Below are 15,437 nucleotides of genomic sequence, written 5' to 3'. Positions count from 1 at the left end.
ATGATGATCGAGTTTAACCGCTGGCCGGAAGATTTCGCGGCCCGCTATCGGCAAAAAGGTTACTGGCAGGATCTGCCGCTCACCAATCTGATTACCCGCCATGCGGAAAATGATGCCGCCGCTATTATCGATGGCGACAAAATCTATAGCTACCGTGAATTCAACCGCCGGGTGGATAACCTCGGTTCTTCGCTGCAACGTCAGGGCCTGAAGCGCGGCGAAACGGCGCTGGTACAGCTAGGTAACGTTGCCGAGTTTTACATTACGCTGTTTGCGCTATTGCGTATCGGCGTTGCGCCGGTCAACGCGCTTTTCAGCCATCAGCGCAGCGAGCTGAACGCCTACGCCACGCAGATTGAACCCGCTTTGTTGATTGCCGATCGTGAACACGCGCTGTTTGCTGATGATGCTTTTCTTAACGCTTTTGTTGAGCAGCATCCGTCGGTACGCGTGGCGCTGCTGCTGAACGATAACGGCGAGCAGAGCCTGACGGCGGCCATCGAACAGCCGGCCGATAATTTCGTGGCGAATCCGACGCCTGCCGATGAAGTGGCGTTTTTCCAGCTTTCCGGCGGCAGCACCGGCACGCCGAAGCTGATCCCGCGCACGCATAACGATTATGACTACAGCATTCGCCGCAGCAATGAGCTGTGCGGCGTGAGCGCCGAAACGCGCTATCTGAACGCGCTTCCCGCTGCTCACAATTACGCGATGAGTTCGCCGGGTTCATTAGGCGTGTTCCTCGCCGGTGGCGTAGTGGTGCTGGCGCATGATCCGAGCGCGACGCTGTGCTTCCCGCTGATCGAAAAACATCAGATTAACCTGACCTCGCTGGTGCCGCCTGCGGTGAGCCTGTGGCTACAGGAGATCCATGATTCCGGCAGTAATACCCAATTGCAATCGTTGCGGTTGTTGCAGGTTGGCGGAGCGCGCCTGTCCGCGACGCTGGCCGCCCGTATTCCGGCGGAAATTGGTTGCCAGCTTCAGCAGGTCTTCGGCATGGCTGAAGGGTTGGTGAACTACACCCGCCTCAACGACAGCCCGGATCGCATTATCAACACCCAGGGCTGCCCGATGTGCCCGGATGATGAAGTGTGGGTGGCCGATGCCGATGGCAATCCGCTGCCGCGCGGTGAAGTGGGGCGTCTGATGACCCGTGGTCCCTATACCTTCCGCGGCTACTACAAAAGCCCGCAGCACAATGCCGAAGCGTTTGATGCCGACGGTTTCTACTGCTCGGGCGATCTGATTTCGATCGACGAGGACGGTTACATCACTGTGCAGGGTCGGGAAAAAGATCAGATCAACCGCGGCGGTGAAAAGATCGCGGCGGAAGAGATCGAAAACCTGCTGCTGCGCCATCCTGCGGTGATCCACGTTGCGCTGGTCAGCATGGAAGACAGCCTGTTGGGCGAAAAGAGCTGTGCGTATCTGGTAGTGAAAGAGCCTCTGCGCGCGGTGGCGGTACGCCGCTTCCTGCGCGAACAAGGGGTCGCAGAATTTAAACTTCCGGACCGCGTGGAGTGCGTTGACGCGCTGCCGCTGACGCCGGTGGGCAAAGTCGATAAAAAACAATTACGTCAGTGGCTGGCTGAACGCAAGCTGGGCTGAAGGAGAAGACAGAATGGCAATTCCTAAATTACAGGCTTACGCGCTGCCGGAAGCCAGCGATATCCCGGCGAACAAAGTGAGCTGGGCATTTGAGCCGTCCCGTGCCGCGCTGTTGATCCATGATATGCAGGAATATTTCCTCAATTTCTGGGGCGAAAACAGCGCGATGATGGAGAAAGTGGTGGCCAACATTGCTGCCCTGCGCGATTTCTGCAAACAGAATAACATTCCGGTGTTTTACACCGCACAGCCGAAAGAGCAGAGCGATGAAGACCGCGCGCTGCTGAACGATATGTGGGGTCCGGGCCTTACCCGCTCTCCGGAACAGCAGCAGGTGATCGCCGCGCTGGCGCCGGACGACAACGACACCGTGCTGGTGAAGTGGCGCTACAGTGCGTTCCATCGTTCGCCGCTGGAAGAGATGCTGAAAGAAGCCGGTCGCGATCAGCTGATCATTACCGGTGTTTACGCTCATATCGGCTGTATGACGACGGCGACCGATGCGTTTATGCGCGATATAAAGCCGTTCTTCGTCGCCGATGCGCTGGCTGATTTTAGTCGTGAAGAGCACCTGATGGCGCTGAAATACGTCGCGGGTCGCTCCGGTCGGGTGGTGATGACCGAAGAGCTGCTGCCGCTACCGGCGTCGAAAGCCGCGCTGCGCGCGCTGGTGTTGCCGCTGCTGGATGAATCCGACGAGCCAATGGATGATGAAAATCTGATCGACTACGGTCTGGATTCGGTGCGCATGATGGCGCTAGCCGCCCGCTGGCGTAAAGTGCACGGCGATATCGATTTCGTGGTACTGGCGAAAAATCCGACCATTGATGCCTGGTGGACGCTGCTTTCCCGCGAGGTGAAATAATGTCTGGATTAGATTTTCACGGCCAGACCGTGTGGGTAACCGGCGCGGGCAAAGGTATCGGTTATGCGACCGCGCTGGCGTTTGTTGAAGCCGGGGCGATGGTAACCGGTTTTGATCTGGCGTTTGACGGCGAAAACTACCCCTTTGCTACCGAGACGCTGAACGTTGCCGACGCGCAGCAGGTGGCGCAGGTCTGCGGCCGCCTGCTGGATAACATCGAGCGACTGGATGTGCTGGTCAACGCTGCCGGAATTTTGCGCATGGGGGCGACCGATACGCTGAGTCTGGAAGACTGGCAGCAGACCTTTGCCGTCAACGTCGGCGGGGCGTTTAACCTGTTTCAGCAGACGATGGCGCAGTTCCGCCGCCAGAAGGGCGGAGCGATTGTCACCGTGGCTTCCGACGCCGCACATACCCCGCGTATCGGCATGAGCGCTTACGGTGCTTCGAAAGCGGCGCTGAAGAGCCTGGCATTGACCGTCGGTCTGGAGCTGGCGGGCAGCGGCGTGCGCTGTAATCTGGTCTCTCCTGGCTCGACCGATACCGATATGCAGCGGACGCTGTGGGTCAGCGACGATGCTGAACAGCAGCGTATTCGCGGCTTTGGCGAGCAGTTTAAGCTGGGCATTCCGCTAGGGAAAATTGCCCGCCCGCAGGAAATTGCCAACACGATTCTGTTCCTCGCTTCCGCCCACGCCAGCCATATCACGCTACAGGATATCGTGGTGGACGGCGGCTCGACGCTGGGGGCATAAATGGCCTGGAAACGTCAGCTGACGCTGGATGAGCTTAATGCGACCAGCGCGAATACGATGGTGGCGCATCTGGGTATCGTCTATACCCGAATTGAGGAGGGCGTGCTGGAGGCCGAAATGCCGGTCGACGGCCGTACTCATCAGCCTTTTGGCTTGTTACACGGAGGCGCATCCGCGGCGCTGGCGGAAACCCTCGGCTCCATGGCCGGGTGGCTGATGACCGAAGAGGGGCAGTGCGTGGTGGGGACCGAGCTCAATGCCACCCATCACCGGGCGGTTTCCAGCGGCAAAGTGCGCGGCGAGTGCCGTCCGCTGCACCTCGGACGCCAGGGCCAGAGCTGGGAGATTGCCGTATTTGACGAGCGGGGCCGGCGCTGCTGTACCTGTCGGCTAGGGACGTCAGTCCTCGGCTGAGGGAACGCCTGTTCCCGGCTTGCGGCGTGAACGCCTTCGCCGGGCTACGGGTTCACTATCGTCTGCATTTTTCCCGGTGGCGCTGTGCTGACCGGGCTACGAGTTTACAATTGCCTGCGGTCGGGTAGCCCGGACAGGCGCGTTGAGCGCCGCCTCCGGGAATCACCATGATGCAGACGCAGATTATCCTTCTCCGTTTTCATTCATTTTCCTGCCAGAAGTGATCTCGCTAGCAATGTGAGACAAATCCTTGCCGTCAGACGACATCTGCATCGTTTCTAAGTTGTTAAAATCTATATTGTGTTCTAGAAACAAATTGTAACATCCTGATTACCCTACCTGTGGAACACAATGATGAATAATTCAGGGAAATACCTCATCTGGACACTGCTCTCCGTTATCGGAGCCTTTGCCCTTGGTTATATCGCGCTAAACCGGGGTGAACAGATTAACGCGCTATGGATTGTCGTCGCGGCAGTCTGCGTGTATCTGATCGCCTATCGTTTCTATGGCCTGTATATCGCAAAAAACGTGCTGGGAGTTGACCCGACGCGGATGACGCCGGCGGTGCGTCACAACGACGGTCTCGACTATGTCCCGACCGATAAGAAAGTGCTGTTCGGCCACCATTTTGCGGCAATTGCCGGGGCAGGGCCGCTGGTTGGTCCGGTGCTGGCAGCGCAAATGGGCTACCTGCCGGGGATGATCTGGATCCTCGCGGGCGTGGTGCTGGCCGGGGCGGTACAGGACTTTATGGTGCTGTTCGTCTCTACCCGCCGCGACGGACGTTCGCTCGGTGAGTTGGTCAAAGAGGAGATGGGCCCCACCGCCGGGGTACTGGCGCTGGTGGCCTGTTTTATGATCATGGTGATTATCCTCGCGGTACTGGCGATGATCGTGGTGAAAGCGTTGACCCACAGCCCGTGGGGCACCTACACCGTGGCCTTCACCATTCCGCTGGCGATTTTCATGGGGATCTATATTCGCTATTTGCGCCCCGGACGCATTGGCGAAGTGTCGGTCATTGGCCTGGTGATGCTGGTATTTGCCATCATTTCCGGCGGCTGGGTAGCGGAAAGCCCGACCTGGGCGCCGTGGTTTGACTATACCGGCGTGCAGCTCACGTGGATCCTGGTGGGCTACGGTTTTATCGCCGCCGTTCTGCCGGTGTGGCTGCTGCTGGCTCCGCGCGATTACCTCTCCACTTTCCTCAAAATCGGCACTATCGTTGGTCTGGCAATCGGTATCCTGATTATGCGTCCGACGCTGACCATGCCGGCGCTGACCAAGTTTATTGATGGTACCGGTCCGGTCTGGAGCGGCAGTATGTTCCCGTTCCTGTTTATCACTATCGCCTGCGGCGCGGTCTCCGGCTTCCATGCCCTAATCGCCTCCGGTACCACGCCGAAAATGCTGGCCAATGAAGGTCAGGCCTGCTTTATCGGCTACGGCGGCATGCTCATGGAGTCCTTCGTGGCGATTATGGCGCTGGTGGCTGCCTGTATTATCGACCCGGGCGTCTACTTCGCCATGAATAGCCCGATGGCGGTACTGGCTCCGGCGGGCGTCACCGATGTGGTGGCGTCAGCGGCGCAGGTGGTGAGCAGTTGGGGCTTTACCATCACGCCTGATACCCTCAGCCAGATTGCTAAAGAAGTGGGCGAGCAGTCGATTATCTCCCGTGCGGGCGGAGCGCCGACGCTAGCGGTGGGGATGGCCTACATCCTGCACGGCTCGCTGGGCGGTCTAATGGACGTCTCGTTCTGGTATCACTTCGCGATTTTGTTTGAGGCGCTGTTTATTCTGACCGCGGTGGATGCGGGAACGCGTGCAGCGCGCTTTATGCTTCAGGATCTGCTGGGAGTGATAAGCCCGGGGCTGAAGAAAACCAGTTCGCTTCCGGCTAACCTGCTGGCGACCGGGCTATGCGTACTGGCGTGGGGTTACTTCCTGCATCAGGGCGTGGTCGACCCGCTCGGCGGCATCAACACCCTGTGGCCGCTGTTTGGTATCGCCAATCAGATGCTGGCAGGGATGGCGCTGATGCTCTGTGCGGTGGTACTGTTTAAGATGAAACGCCAGCGCTATGCGTGGGTGGCGCTGCTGCCGACCTCCTGGCTGCTGATTTGTACCCTGACGGCGGGCTGGCAGAAGTCGTTCAGTATCGATACCAAAGTCGGTTTCCTGGCGATTGCCAATAAGTTCCAGGCGATGATTGACAGCGGCAACATCCCGCCGCAGTACACCGAATCTCAGCTGGCGCAGCTGGTGTTTAATAATCGTCTGGATGCCGGTCTGACCATCTTCTTTATGGTAGTGGTGGTGGTGCTGGCGCTGTTCTCAATTAAAACCGCGCTGGCGGCGCTGAAAGAGGACAAACCGACGGCGAAAGAGACTCCTTACCAGGCGATGCCTGCTGATGCAGACAACCTGGTGACTCAGGCCAAACGCGCCCACTAAGGCATAACGATATCGCCCTCCTTTGTGTAAAGGGGGGCGATGATGAGAGTTGAAAATGTTTGATACCCTTTCGAAAGCAGGAAAATATTTAGGTCAGGCGGCGAAAATGATGATCGGCGTGCCGGATTACGACAATTACGTCGAACACATTCGCGCCACGCATCCCGAGCAGACGCCGATGACCTACGAAGAGTTTTTCCGTGAACGCCAGGATGCGCGCTACGGCGGCAAAGGTGGGGCGAAGTGCTGCTAAATGAGAGGTCTCCGAAGACTGGAGACCTTCCTTTCAGGCCATCTCACCCTGCGCCAGCTTCTGTTTTATTCCTTCATAGTACTTATCGTTAATCACGTATTTTTTCATAAACAGACCGACAATCAGGTTAAACACGGACGGGATCAGAGTCATCATCAGGGTGATACCCAGCAACGATGACGGCGACTGTTCGACATCTGCCTGATAACCGAAGAAGCTCAGCGAAAAGCCGATAAATCCGCCCGCTAACCCCATTCCCAGTTTCTGGAAGAATAGGATCCCGCCAAATGCCAGTCCGGAAACGCGGGTACCGGTTTTCACCTCACCATAGTCCACTGCTTCTGCAATTGATGCCCAGTACACCGGAAGCTGCATATCACCCAATAGCGTAATGATGAAGAAGAAAACAAATGCCAGATAAATGTTCTGCTCGCCAACGACGAAGTACATGGCAACCCCAGCGACGAAGGTCAGCAACTGGGTGTAACGGAACATTTTGATTTTGTCGTAATAGCGGGTAATGGTCCCGGCCAGCAGCATCGCCGTAACGGACGCCACGACCCCGGTGGTCAGGAATGGTGAAATCAGCTCATTGCCGCCGTGCAGATAGTACTTGGCGTAATAAGCCGCAACCGAGTTACGCACGATGCCGCCAAACATGATTAACGCTATTGATACGCCGAGGATCAACCACTGGTCATTCTTCATCAGATTCTTGAACTGAGTCGGAAAGTGGATGTGCTCGGTTTTATGCGTAATGCGCTCTTTTACGCTGAAGAAACAGCAAATACACAACAGCGTCGACACAATCCCCATGGAGCCCATCGCCAGCTGGTAGCCGCTGGCCAGGTTGTTTTTGCCAAAGTACAGCGCCGCCATGGGAACGATGATGGTGACTAAAAACATGGCGATTTTGGTCATCACAAAGCGATAGCTGTTGGCGCTCAGACGTTCTTTAGGATCGTCGGTGATGACGCCGATGAGTGAAACGTAAGGGATTGAGATAAACGTATAGGTTAGCGTCAGCGCGATGTAGGAGCCCCAGGCCCAGATCAGCTTGCCAGTGTAGTCAAAATCTGGCGTGGTGAACATCATCCAGATGGTTATCCCGAAGGGGATAGAGAAAAAAAGCAGATACGGACGGTATCTTCCCCAGCGACTCTCTGTTTTGTCGGTCATCATGCCAATCAACGGGTCGATCACCGCATCGATAAAGCGTACGCCAATCAGCAAAATTCCCAAATCGCCAGGAGTCAAGCCGTAAACGTCCGTATAGAAATAGGTAATAATCATCGCCATCGACATCATGACGATAGCGATAGCCATATCGCCAGCACCAAAGCCGATCTTTTCCCCGATTGATAGTTTCATAGTCTCACATGTCCTGATACGAGAGTGTTTGAGGCGTCGCCGCAGTTCATTAAAAGTAATATCATTAAATTGGTATCTACCACAATAAAAATAAGCGCATTTTGAGGTGTTAGTTTGTTATTTGATTAACTGATTGATTTTATTTTAATAATTTATGTTTATTTTGATGGTTGTCACAAATTAACATAATTTAAATTCTTATTTATGCTCACTGGTGATTTTATTGGTAACTACCAATTTGTGATTTTTAGCATGATATTGATGAATGAGAGCCTGATTCTGCTAGCGCAAAATCAGTAACCGGTCAGTTAGCCGGATTGGGCTCTTACCTCTATGACTATTAAGGATATTTAAATGGCTTCAGTTGGATGTGATTCGGTGGTCTATAACAAGATTTTGGGAGCGCTGGCGTGTGCAGGCATGGGAGATGCGCTTGGGGCGTCAACGGAACTGTATAGTATTGATGAGATTAAACAGAAGTGGGGCGGCTGGTTAGACAAGTTTGTTGAGCCGCCGGAAGACACCTTTGCCGGTTCATTAAAAGGCGTTGCTGGTTTAATCACCGATGATTCAAGCCAGATGTATGTTTTTGCGGAAGCCCTGATTACCGCGGGGTACGGGCAATTTACCAACGAAAACTGGAAAACAGCTTTGCTGCGCTGGGCAGATATGATGCCTTACGCCATGTATAAAGGGCCGACGACGGAACAGGTCGTTAAAGCGCTGCGCGAGGGTTACCCGACCAACACCATCGGTCGCATTGGCACCTCCACCCGTCAGGCGCCGAACGTGGGGACCACTAACGGCGCGGGAATGCGCGTGGCTCCCGCTGGATTGATCTATCCGGGTCAGCTCACTAAAGCTTGTAACCTGGCGCTGCTGACCTGCTTACCCTCCCATGATACGAATATCGCTATTGCCAGTGCCTGTGCGATTGCCGCAGCGACATCTCAGGCCATGGTGGTTGATACCACGCTGGATGAGATTATCGACGCCAGTCTTGAAGGCGCACGCTACGGAGAATCATTAGCGAAAAAACATGCACGCTGCGTTGCAGGACCGTCTATTGAAATGCGCACCCGGCTGGCGGTAAAAATCGCCCGCGAGTCGGATTCACTGGAAAAATGCCTGTATGAGATTGAAGGCTATATCGGTAACTCCGTGGCGGCACATGAGTCTATCCCGGCGGCGATTGGCCTGCTGGCCTTCTGCGAGGGGCGTCCGTGGGAGACCATTGTCGCAGCAAGTAATGTCGGTAACGACACCGACAGTATTGCTACGATGGCCGGAGCGATTGCGGGGGCCTGGAAGGGATTCGATGCGTTGCCAAAAGAGCAATATGCGTTTTTCAACTCCGTAAATAGTCATGACTTCAATTTACCGGAGATAGCCACTGGCCTGACAAAGCTGGCCATGGAATCACTGAAAGGTTAATGGCTAATGAGAGCGGATGGGGAAGATAAGGTCATCATGCCATTGTCCTGCACCCGGCAAGAAATTGCCGGGATCTCTGGTCTGCTATCCACGATGCAGCTTCAGCCCAATAGCCTGTCGGTGCTGGCGGATATTGATTTTGCCTCGCTGGAACGGTTGTACCTGGTGGGATCCGGTGATTCGTACGCCATTGCGTTGATGGTTGAGGAGTATCTGAATCGTTGTGGGGTGATTCAGTGCCGCGCCGTACAGTCATTGGCGTTTTTGGGCTTACCGGCGGAGCACGTCAGTGCCACTTCGCTGGTGGTTGTCATCAGCGCCAGCGGCAGGCCTTCTCCGGTTCTTGATGCGCTTGCCCATGCGCTCACGACGGAAGCCAGCGTTGTCGGGATGACCAATTCGCCGGGTAGCCCGTTTGCTAACTTATCGTCGTGCATGCTGTTTACCCAGGCGTCTAAAAAGGGTATGCCGACCCAAAGTAGCTCAGCAACGCTGTTTTTATTAATGCAGCTGGTAGAACGGATGATTCAGGCGAAAACGACTGTATCAGAGATGAAGGGTGTGGATATCTCTTGTTTGTTCCAGGATTGGGAAAACGCGCAATGGCAGGCGTGGCTGGCGGAACATGCTAAGGCATTTTTCTCCCGTCGGGTGATTTTTCTGGGCAACGGGATAACCTGGGGAATGGCGTATCTGGCGTCGAACCTGATGGCCTGCGGGCCGCAAATTGAGGCCAGTTTTTTCCCTATTGAAGAGTATTGCCACGCGTTAAGGCTTAATCAGGCTAATCAACGACACCTTGTGTTGATGTTTCCTGAAAAAAATGAAGACCAGATATTGTGCGCATCTATTCAGCGCCGTTTAACCCGCCAGGGGGCATTGTCATATTGTTTTGCGCCTCCTGAGAATTTTAGAGTACACGATTATTTACAGCGAAATATGCTGCTGCTTTTCCAACTCTCTTTGAAACTGGCGGAGCGTTACGTCGCTATGGGTGGTGAACGCGTAACATTCGAGGATGTAAAATGATTAAAAAATATGATGTCGTTGCGGTCGGAAGTGGCAACATTGATCTGGTCTTTCGGGTGCCCAGATTGCCTGGTAATGATGATAAAGTCGTTGGCAAAAAAATATCCGAAAATGTGGGCGGTACCGTAGCGAATAGCGCCTGTATGATGTCAACGCTGGGCTTGAAGGTCGTCTCGTTATCCAGTGCGGGCGACGATCGTTATGGTCAACTGATTGTTGATGATTTCAATCGCCACGGTGTTGATACCCGCTATATCAAGATCAATCCCGGCCAGGATCCTAATATGGCGATTATTATTCTCGATGAGAGTGGGGAAAAATCGTTAATTTATGCGCCGGGAGATAATTGTGAGTGGGATCAGCAGACGGCTTTTACCGCGATTGCTGAAAGTAAAATTATGTACACTATGCCTGGCGACCTTGAAAAGTATACGGTTCAGGCGCAGTACGCACGTTCGCAGAATACCCTGGTCGCCGTCGACATTGAGCCGCATATTGCCAGTGATAAAGAACAGCTGGCAAAAATACTAAGCCTTGCCGATATTGCTATTTTTAATCAGGACGGTTTCACTGCCAGTAGTCATTGCGATCCTGAATTTCCGGTACTTCATGCACTACGGCGGAAATATTCGTTGTCTGCACTGGTGGTGACCTGCGGTGCCGATGGCGTTATCGCGGTTAGCGAGCAGGAAGAGGCGCACCATTCTGGTTTTAAGATCCCGGTTATTGATACCACCGGCGCTGGCGACACCTTTAACGCATCCTTTATTTATACTTACGCTAATCATTATAGCCTCGCTTCGGCGATTGAGTTCGCCAGCGCCGCGGCTGCATTAAATATTATGCAAATTGGCGCCAGGGGGCATTTAGCCAGCATTGAAGAAATTACCCATTTTATTTCATCCGCAAAGGGAAGGGAGTAGATTGTGAATATTAAAAGTATTTTATTATCCGGTGCTGCACTTTCAATCGCATTGAGTTTTTCAACAAATTCCGTTGCCAGCGAATCTGGGCTTAAATATATTGGCGAATATACAATACCCACCTCATTTGCCTGGAAGAATGTGCCTTTTGGCGGACTGTCAGCCATTCGCTGGCATGAAGGTGAGCAGCGTTTTTATGCTATTGCTGATAGTCGAAATACCCCGACTGAAGGTAAACCGCGTTTCTATAAATTGAAAATAGATGTCTCTTCTTCTGGCATTAAAGATGTCATCGTTGAACAGCAGTACGATCTGCTGGATGCTGATGGCGAAGCGTTTAAAAAGGGATTTGTTGATGCTGAAGGGCTGGTCATTACGCCGGAAAATCAGCTGCTTTGGTCATCTGAGGCCGGAAGTCCGTTACGAAAAAGTACGCTAACCGGCAAGTTCGTTGAAGATCTGAGCGCCATTTTCCCCGAGGGCTATTCGGTTGATAGTAAAAAAGAGGATCCCGAAGGGTTTCGCAGCGGCATTTCCTGGGAAGGACTTTCGTTTACGCCGGATAGCCAATATTTGTATGTAGCCGCTGAAGGGGCATTAAAACAAGATGGGCCGCTGGCTTCGCCGATGAACTCTAGCCCAGCGCGGATCCTGAAGTTCCGCTATAACGGCGATGATAAGAAACCCCAGCTGGAAAAATCTTTCCTCTACAACGTTGACCCTGTTTCACATATTTCAAAGTTTGCTATCAACGATAACGGCGTGTCGGAAGTGCTAGCGCTGAATGAAAATAAACTACTGGTGGTTGAGCGTTCCGGGCGCAATGCCTCAGAAGGATTTAACGATTGGGATTTCACCGTCAAGGTGTGGCTGGCTGACACTGCGACAAGCACGGATATCAAAGAGATTAAATCGCTGGCGCAGGTTGAGAAGCGGAGCATCATTCAACCCGTGGTGAAAAAGTTGCTCATTGATTTCTCTGATGTGACGAATGCACCGGACTGTATCGAAGGTGTCACCTTCGGTCCGCTGATTGATGGTAAAAAGACATTGATATTTGTCTCGGATAATAATTTTCAGCCGTATCAAAATACGAAATTCTATCTATTCCAGGATGTGAATGATGTACTGAAGTAGCCGAACCAATTCCCCCCGAGCAGAGAATGCCATGCTCAGGGGAGAAAGGTTTATTTGTGGTTGAAGCTGTCTTTAGTGATTTTAATTTCGTAGGAGTAACGGCTGGCAGGGTAGATCATTTCGACGTACTCCATCGGTTTTCTGTTAACGGAGAGCGTGACTCTGGTGCAGGTCAGAACGACATCATGAACGGAGAGTTCGAGCAGTGAAGCCTCAGCGGAAGAGGGTTGGCGAGCGCTAATCGTTTCATAAGCTTCAAGCAGTTCAAGTCCCATTTTTTGTGCCAGTAGCTTATACAGGGAACCAAATTCAAGCAGCTCTTCTTCGGTAAAGGCATTATTTTCATCGATAGGGAGATAGGTTGTTTGAATGCCCATTGGGGTCGTGCTGTCGAAACGAACTCTCTTTATTCGCAAAACGCGGGTGTGGACGGAAAGCTGTAATGCATTACGAATAGGTTCATTGACGGAAACGAAGCCAAATTCAAGGATCTGCTGCTTTGGTGTTCCTTTACGCGCGAGGATATCATCGGTGAACCCATGAAGCTGGCGCTGGGAACGGCGGCTAAGCTCAGGAAGAACAAAGGTTCCGCGGCCATGTTCACTATGTAGATAGCCTTTCTGCCGTAAGTGTTCGATAGCTTTACGCACGGTGGTACGGCTGGTTTGATAACGTTCGGCTAGCTCGCGTTCTGTGGGAATGGTTTCATTTTCTGGCCATTCATAGTTATCGATTTTTTCTTTAATGATAGTGAACAGATCTAGATATTTTAATGACTGTGAATCATTGCTCGAAGGGGAAGACAGGCCTGACATGTTTTTTTCGTTCCGTGGTTGGTACCAATGATGTTCTAACTGTAGTGGTTTTTAGATTTTGATGCAATTGAAGCCGATCCTGAAGAGATGATTGATATTAATTGTTTGTATTTAAAGGGATTTTTATTTTGCCTGCGAATGTGAGCTGTATCACGACTTGTTCTTTTACTATAGTGGTATCTACCAATTTTTCATTGTATACTTTTTACCATGAACAATCCTGGTAGAGATGACTAACCGAATATATAGAGGCTCTTTTCTTACAAAGGAAGTCGGTTTTTTATTTTACATAGGGATTTAGTATGTCTGAGGTGTTTATTGCGCTTTTGGTAGGTATTGTCACCGGGCTTATCTTTAGTATTTTCAAACTTCCAATACCTGCGCCACCGGTGCTGCCAGGAATTATTGGTATTGTTGGCGTCTATCTTGGCAGTAAGGGTTATCACGTTATTATGCAAATTATTAGCTAATGGAATATCATTAAGGATAATAATAGTGTTATCAATACCAAAGGTCATTTTACATGAACATTTGGAAGGATCGGTGACGGCAAATTTAGCTGTGCACTTATCACGAAAAAATGGGATTGCAATTTCAGATGAATATATTAGACGTTGTGCGGTTCCTGGCGATTATGATTATGCGTGGGATAAATCAGACTTTGCACACTTTATAAAAGTTTATGATTTTATTTCATCATTGATTAAAACGCCGGAAGATTATTATCTGGTGACGGCGGATTTTATCTCACGCAATGCGCAAGCAGGCATGATCTATTGCGAACTGCTTATTTCTCCGGACCATATGATGAGGGTCGGCGATGGCAACGGTGAGAGCAATTATCTTGCCTGTTTGTATGAGGTGACTCGGGCAATAAAAGACGCTGAGGAACAATATGGTACGGTCACCCGCCTGCATGTTGTTCTTATCAGACATGATGGAATAGAGCGAGCGGCTGCGGTTGTGGAACTTTTTATGAGCCATCCTGACCCTTATATTGTTGGTGTTAATGTTGCCGGCCATGAAGGTATGCATCATTTTAGTGACTATGTTCCTTCTCTCAACATGCTCTATCAGCAAGGTCTGCGTGGCTCTTTACATGCCGGAGAGATCTGTGGTGCTGAAAGTGTAAAAGAGGCTTTGGTCGCCGGCGCTTCACGTATAGGTCACGGTATTCGCGCCATTGAGTGTCCGGAGCTTATCGCGGAACTCGTCGAGCAAGAGGTATTACTTGAAGTCTCATTAACCAGTAACCATTTGCTGATTAATGACATCCAGCAGGGGAATAGTACTCATCCAATAAGAGCGCTTTATGATAGCGGCGTGAGGCTAAATCTTAATACGGACGATGCTGGTATTTGTTCAACGGATATATTAAAGGAGTATCAATTTGCCATGAATGCATTTGGTTTTCAGCGTGCAGAACTTATTGATATTTCGATGATGGCTATTGAAGCCTCATTTGTTGCAAAGGATATTCAGAAAACGCTTTTAGAAAAAATATGCACATCAGCTATCAATGATGATATTGATTTTTTTGCTATCGCACAGAAGTCCGCTCATTCTCCAGCGCTTCGCGCGAGATTTGCTAAAAGATACGAACAACTTACATCAACCAGATAATTATGATAGGGGTAGATCATGAAAAGGATAATTCCAGTTGCATCCATTATATTGACCGGCCTGGCGGCGCACAGCGTTTATGCTGAACAACCGCACGGCTTTATCGATTATCGTCACGAATATTTAGATAAGAAAAGAACCCATGCTGACCGCGTTGAGTTCGGGACCTTCTTTAGTAACGGTATTGGGTTAATGGGTGAGCTGCGCTATAACACTCAGGAAGGGAATAAGGATAAATGGGACCCTTCACAGTTTAATAACAACGGTTCTGGGCTTTCTATTGTGTATCGGTTTAAGCCGCTGGATGATAAAAATTTCTGGCTGGAGCCGATGTTCTGGTTAGATTCTACCGAATACTGGACCACCTACGAATATGGTTTATCCGCTGGATATAACTTCAGCAAAGAATGGCGTGTTTCCGGTCGTTTCCGTTATGACATGGATAAAGCTACCAGTAAATCAAAAGGCTATGGTAACGATGACCGCAATAACCGGCGTTACGACCTGTGGGTTGATTATCGCCCGGATAATAGCAATTTCCAGTATCAGCTGAATCTTGTTTATTATAACAACGGTTATATCACCTGGGATAATGGTAACGAAAACTATACCGCCTCATTTAAAGTTGGTTACAAATTTGGTTCATGGGTACCTTACGTCAGTATTGCCGATTATCGTGGCACCGATAAAACTACCGACGAACGTCAAGGCCGTTATCGTATGGGTTTAACTTATACTTTCTAAATT

The 15,437-nt window shown here is 51.4% G+C and carries 15 protein-coding genes; 13 read left to right on the top strand and 2 right to left on the bottom strand.

Annotation, left to right across the window (positions count from 1 at the left end):
* Positions 1 to 3: 3 nt before the first annotated feature.
* The 6 genes from entE to DA718_RS20430 all read left to right on the top strand — a co-directional run bounded on the left by entE (position 4) and on the right by DA718_RS20430 (position 6,358).
* Positions 4 to 1,611 (top strand): (2,3-dihydroxybenzoyl)adenylate synthase EntE, encoded by a 1,608-nt coding sequence (gene entE, locus DA718_RS20455; RefSeq protein WP_112214580.1) that lies wholly within the window; start codon positions 4 to 6, stop codon positions 1,609 to 1,611.
* A gap of 13 nt (positions 1,612 to 1,624) precedes the next feature.
* Positions 1,625 to 2,476, top strand: a complete 852-nt coding sequence (gene entB / locus DA718_RS20450) for an enterobactin biosynthesis bifunctional isochorismatase/aryl carrier protein EntB (RefSeq protein WP_112214579.1) — start codon at positions 1,625 to 1,627, stop codon at positions 2,474 to 2,476.
* Positions 2,476 to 3,231, top strand: a complete 756-nt coding sequence (gene entA / locus DA718_RS20445; protein WP_112214578.1) for a 2,3-dihydro-2,3-dihydroxybenzoate dehydrogenase EntA — start codon at positions 2,476 to 2,478, stop codon at positions 3,229 to 3,231. The genes entB and entA overlap by 1 nt, the downstream gene beginning before the upstream one ends.
* Entirely contained in the window at positions 3,232 to 3,645 is a 414-nt protein-coding gene (gene entH / locus DA718_RS20440; protein ID WP_112214577.1) for a proofreading thioesterase EntH, read from the top strand. It begins immediately after the preceding gene.
* A gap of 354 nt (positions 3,646 to 3,999) precedes the next feature.
* Complete coding sequence (gene cstA, locus DA718_RS20435; RefSeq protein WP_112214576.1) at positions 4,000 to 6,105, top strand: pyruvate/proton symporter CstA; 2,106 nt, start codon at positions 4,000 to 4,002, stop codon at positions 6,103 to 6,105.
* A gap of 55 nt (positions 6,106 to 6,160) precedes the next feature.
* Positions 6,161 to 6,358, top strand: a complete 198-nt coding sequence (locus tag DA718_RS20430; protein WP_004130340.1) for a YbdD/YjiX family protein — start codon at positions 6,161 to 6,163, stop codon at positions 6,356 to 6,358.
* Positions 6,359 to 6,391: 33 nt separating this feature from the next.
* Here DA718_RS20430 and DA718_RS20425 read toward each other — a convergent pair whose 3' ends face one another.
* Positions 6,392 to 7,729 carry an MFS transporter gene (locus DA718_RS20425; protein WP_112214575.1) on the bottom strand — a complete coding sequence of 446 codons (1,338 nt, stop codon included), beginning with the start codon at positions 7,727 to 7,729 and terminating at the stop codon, positions 6,392 to 6,394.
* 354 nt (positions 7,730 to 8,083) lie between these two features.
* Here DA718_RS20425 and DA718_RS20420 point away from each other — a divergent pair, with 354 nt between their 5' ends.
* The 4 genes from DA718_RS20420 to DA718_RS20405 are packed head-to-tail and all read left to right on the top strand — an operon-like array spanning position 8,084 to position 12,252.
* Positions 8,084 to 9,163, top strand: a complete 1,080-nt coding sequence (locus DA718_RS20420) for an ADP-ribosylglycohydrolase family protein (RefSeq protein ID WP_112214574.1) — start codon at positions 8,084 to 8,086, stop codon at positions 9,161 to 9,163.
* Positions 9,164 to 9,169: 6 nt separating this feature from the next.
* The gene (locus DA718_RS20415; RefSeq protein ID WP_112214573.1) at positions 9,170 to 10,192 is read left to right on the top strand and encodes an SIS domain-containing protein; all 1,023 of its coding nucleotides are present in this window, start codon (positions 9,170 to 9,172) and stop codon (positions 10,190 to 10,192) included.
* On the top strand, positions 10,189 to 11,115 hold the full coding sequence (locus DA718_RS20410; RefSeq protein ID WP_227015955.1) for a carbohydrate kinase family protein: 927 nt from the start codon (positions 10,189 to 10,191) through the stop codon (positions 11,113 to 11,115). The genes DA718_RS20415 and DA718_RS20410 overlap by 4 nt, the downstream gene beginning before the upstream one ends.
* A gap of 3 nt (positions 11,116 to 11,118) precedes the next feature.
* Positions 11,119 to 12,252, top strand: a complete 1,134-nt coding sequence (locus DA718_RS20405) for an esterase-like activity of phytase family protein (RefSeq protein ID WP_193555339.1) — start codon at positions 11,119 to 11,121, stop codon at positions 12,250 to 12,252.
* A gap of 50 nt (positions 12,253 to 12,302) precedes the next feature.
* On the opposite strand, the gene DA718_RS20400 is transcribed toward DA718_RS20405, so the two are convergent.
* Positions 12,303 to 13,067 (bottom strand): GntR family transcriptional regulator, encoded by a 765-nt coding sequence (locus tag DA718_RS20400; protein ID WP_112214572.1) that lies wholly within the window; start codon positions 13,065 to 13,067, stop codon positions 12,303 to 12,305.
* A gap of 302 nt (positions 13,068 to 13,369) precedes the next feature.
* On the opposite strand from DA718_RS20400, the gene DA718_RS30480 reads away from it, so the two are divergent.
* Genes DA718_RS30480 through DA718_RS20390 form a run of 3 tightly spaced genes read left to right on the top strand, consistent with a single transcriptional unit; the run spans position 13,370 to position 15,434 of the window.
* Positions 13,370 to 13,537, top strand: a complete 168-nt coding sequence (locus tag DA718_RS30480; protein WP_023302183.1) for a XapX domain-containing protein — start codon at positions 13,370 to 13,372, stop codon at positions 13,535 to 13,537.
* 25 nt (positions 13,538 to 13,562) lie between these two features.
* Positions 13,563 to 14,690 (top strand): adenosine deaminase, encoded by a 1,128-nt coding sequence (add, locus tag DA718_RS20395; RefSeq protein WP_167492806.1) that lies wholly within the window; start codon positions 13,563 to 13,565, stop codon positions 14,688 to 14,690.
* 18 nt (positions 14,691 to 14,708) lie between these two features.
* The gene (locus DA718_RS20390) at positions 14,709 to 15,434 is read left to right on the top strand and encodes an oligogalacturonate-specific porin KdgM family protein (protein ID WP_227015954.1); all 726 of its coding nucleotides are present in this window, start codon (positions 14,709 to 14,711) and stop codon (positions 15,432 to 15,434) included.
* Positions 15,435 to 15,437: the final 3 nt, after the last annotated feature.

It is taken from the genome of Klebsiella huaxiensis, assembly GCF_003261575.2.
In the GTDB taxonomy this organism is placed as follows: Bacteria; Pseudomonadota; Gammaproteobacteria; order Enterobacterales; family Enterobacteriaceae; genus Klebsiella; species Klebsiella huaxiensis.
Note: the sequence above shows the minus strand (reverse complement) of the source record. Positions and strands in the feature narration are given on the sequence as shown.

Coding starts and splice junctions, on each gene's coding strand:
- entE (WP_112214580.1), top strand. CDS start 4: ATGATCGAGTTTAACCGCTGGCCGGAAGATTTCGCGGCCCGCTATCGG.
- entB (WP_112214579.1), top strand. CDS start 1,625: ATGGCAATTCCTAAATTACAGGCTTACGCGCTGCCGGAAGCCAGCGAT.
- entA (WP_112214578.1), top strand. CDS start 2,476: ATGTCTGGATTAGATTTTCACGGCCAGACCGTGTGGGTAACCGGCGCG.
- entH (WP_112214577.1), top strand. CDS start 3,232: ATGGCCTGGAAACGTCAGCTGACGCTGGATGAGCTTAATGCGACCAGC.
- cstA (WP_112214576.1), top strand. CDS start 4,000: ATGAATAATTCAGGGAAATACCTCATCTGGACACTGCTCTCCGTTATC.
- DA718_RS20430 (WP_004130340.1), top strand. CDS start 6,161: ATGTTTGATACCCTTTCGAAAGCAGGAAAATATTTAGGTCAGGCGGCG.
- DA718_RS20425 (WP_112214575.1), bottom strand. CDS start 7,729: ATGAAACTATCAATCGGGGAAAAGATCGGCTTTGGTGCTGGCGATATG.
- DA718_RS20420 (WP_112214574.1), top strand. CDS start 8,084: ATGGCTTCAGTTGGATGTGATTCGGTGGTCTATAACAAGATTTTGGGA.
- DA718_RS20415 (WP_112214573.1), top strand. CDS start 9,170: ATGAGAGCGGATGGGGAAGATAAGGTCATCATGCCATTGTCCTGCACC.
- DA718_RS20410 (WP_227015955.1), top strand. CDS start 10,189: ATGATTAAAAAATATGATGTCGTTGCGGTCGGAAGTGGCAACATTGAT.
- DA718_RS20400 (WP_112214572.1), bottom strand. CDS start 13,067: ATGTCAGGCCTGTCTTCCCCTTCGAGCAATGATTCACAGTCATTAAAA.
- DA718_RS30480 (WP_023302183.1), top strand. CDS start 13,370: ATGTCTGAGGTGTTTATTGCGCTTTTGGTAGGTATTGTCACCGGGCTT.
- DA718_RS20390 (WP_227015954.1), top strand. CDS start 14,709: ATGAAAAGGATAATTCCAGTTGCATCCATTATATTGACCGGCCTGGCG.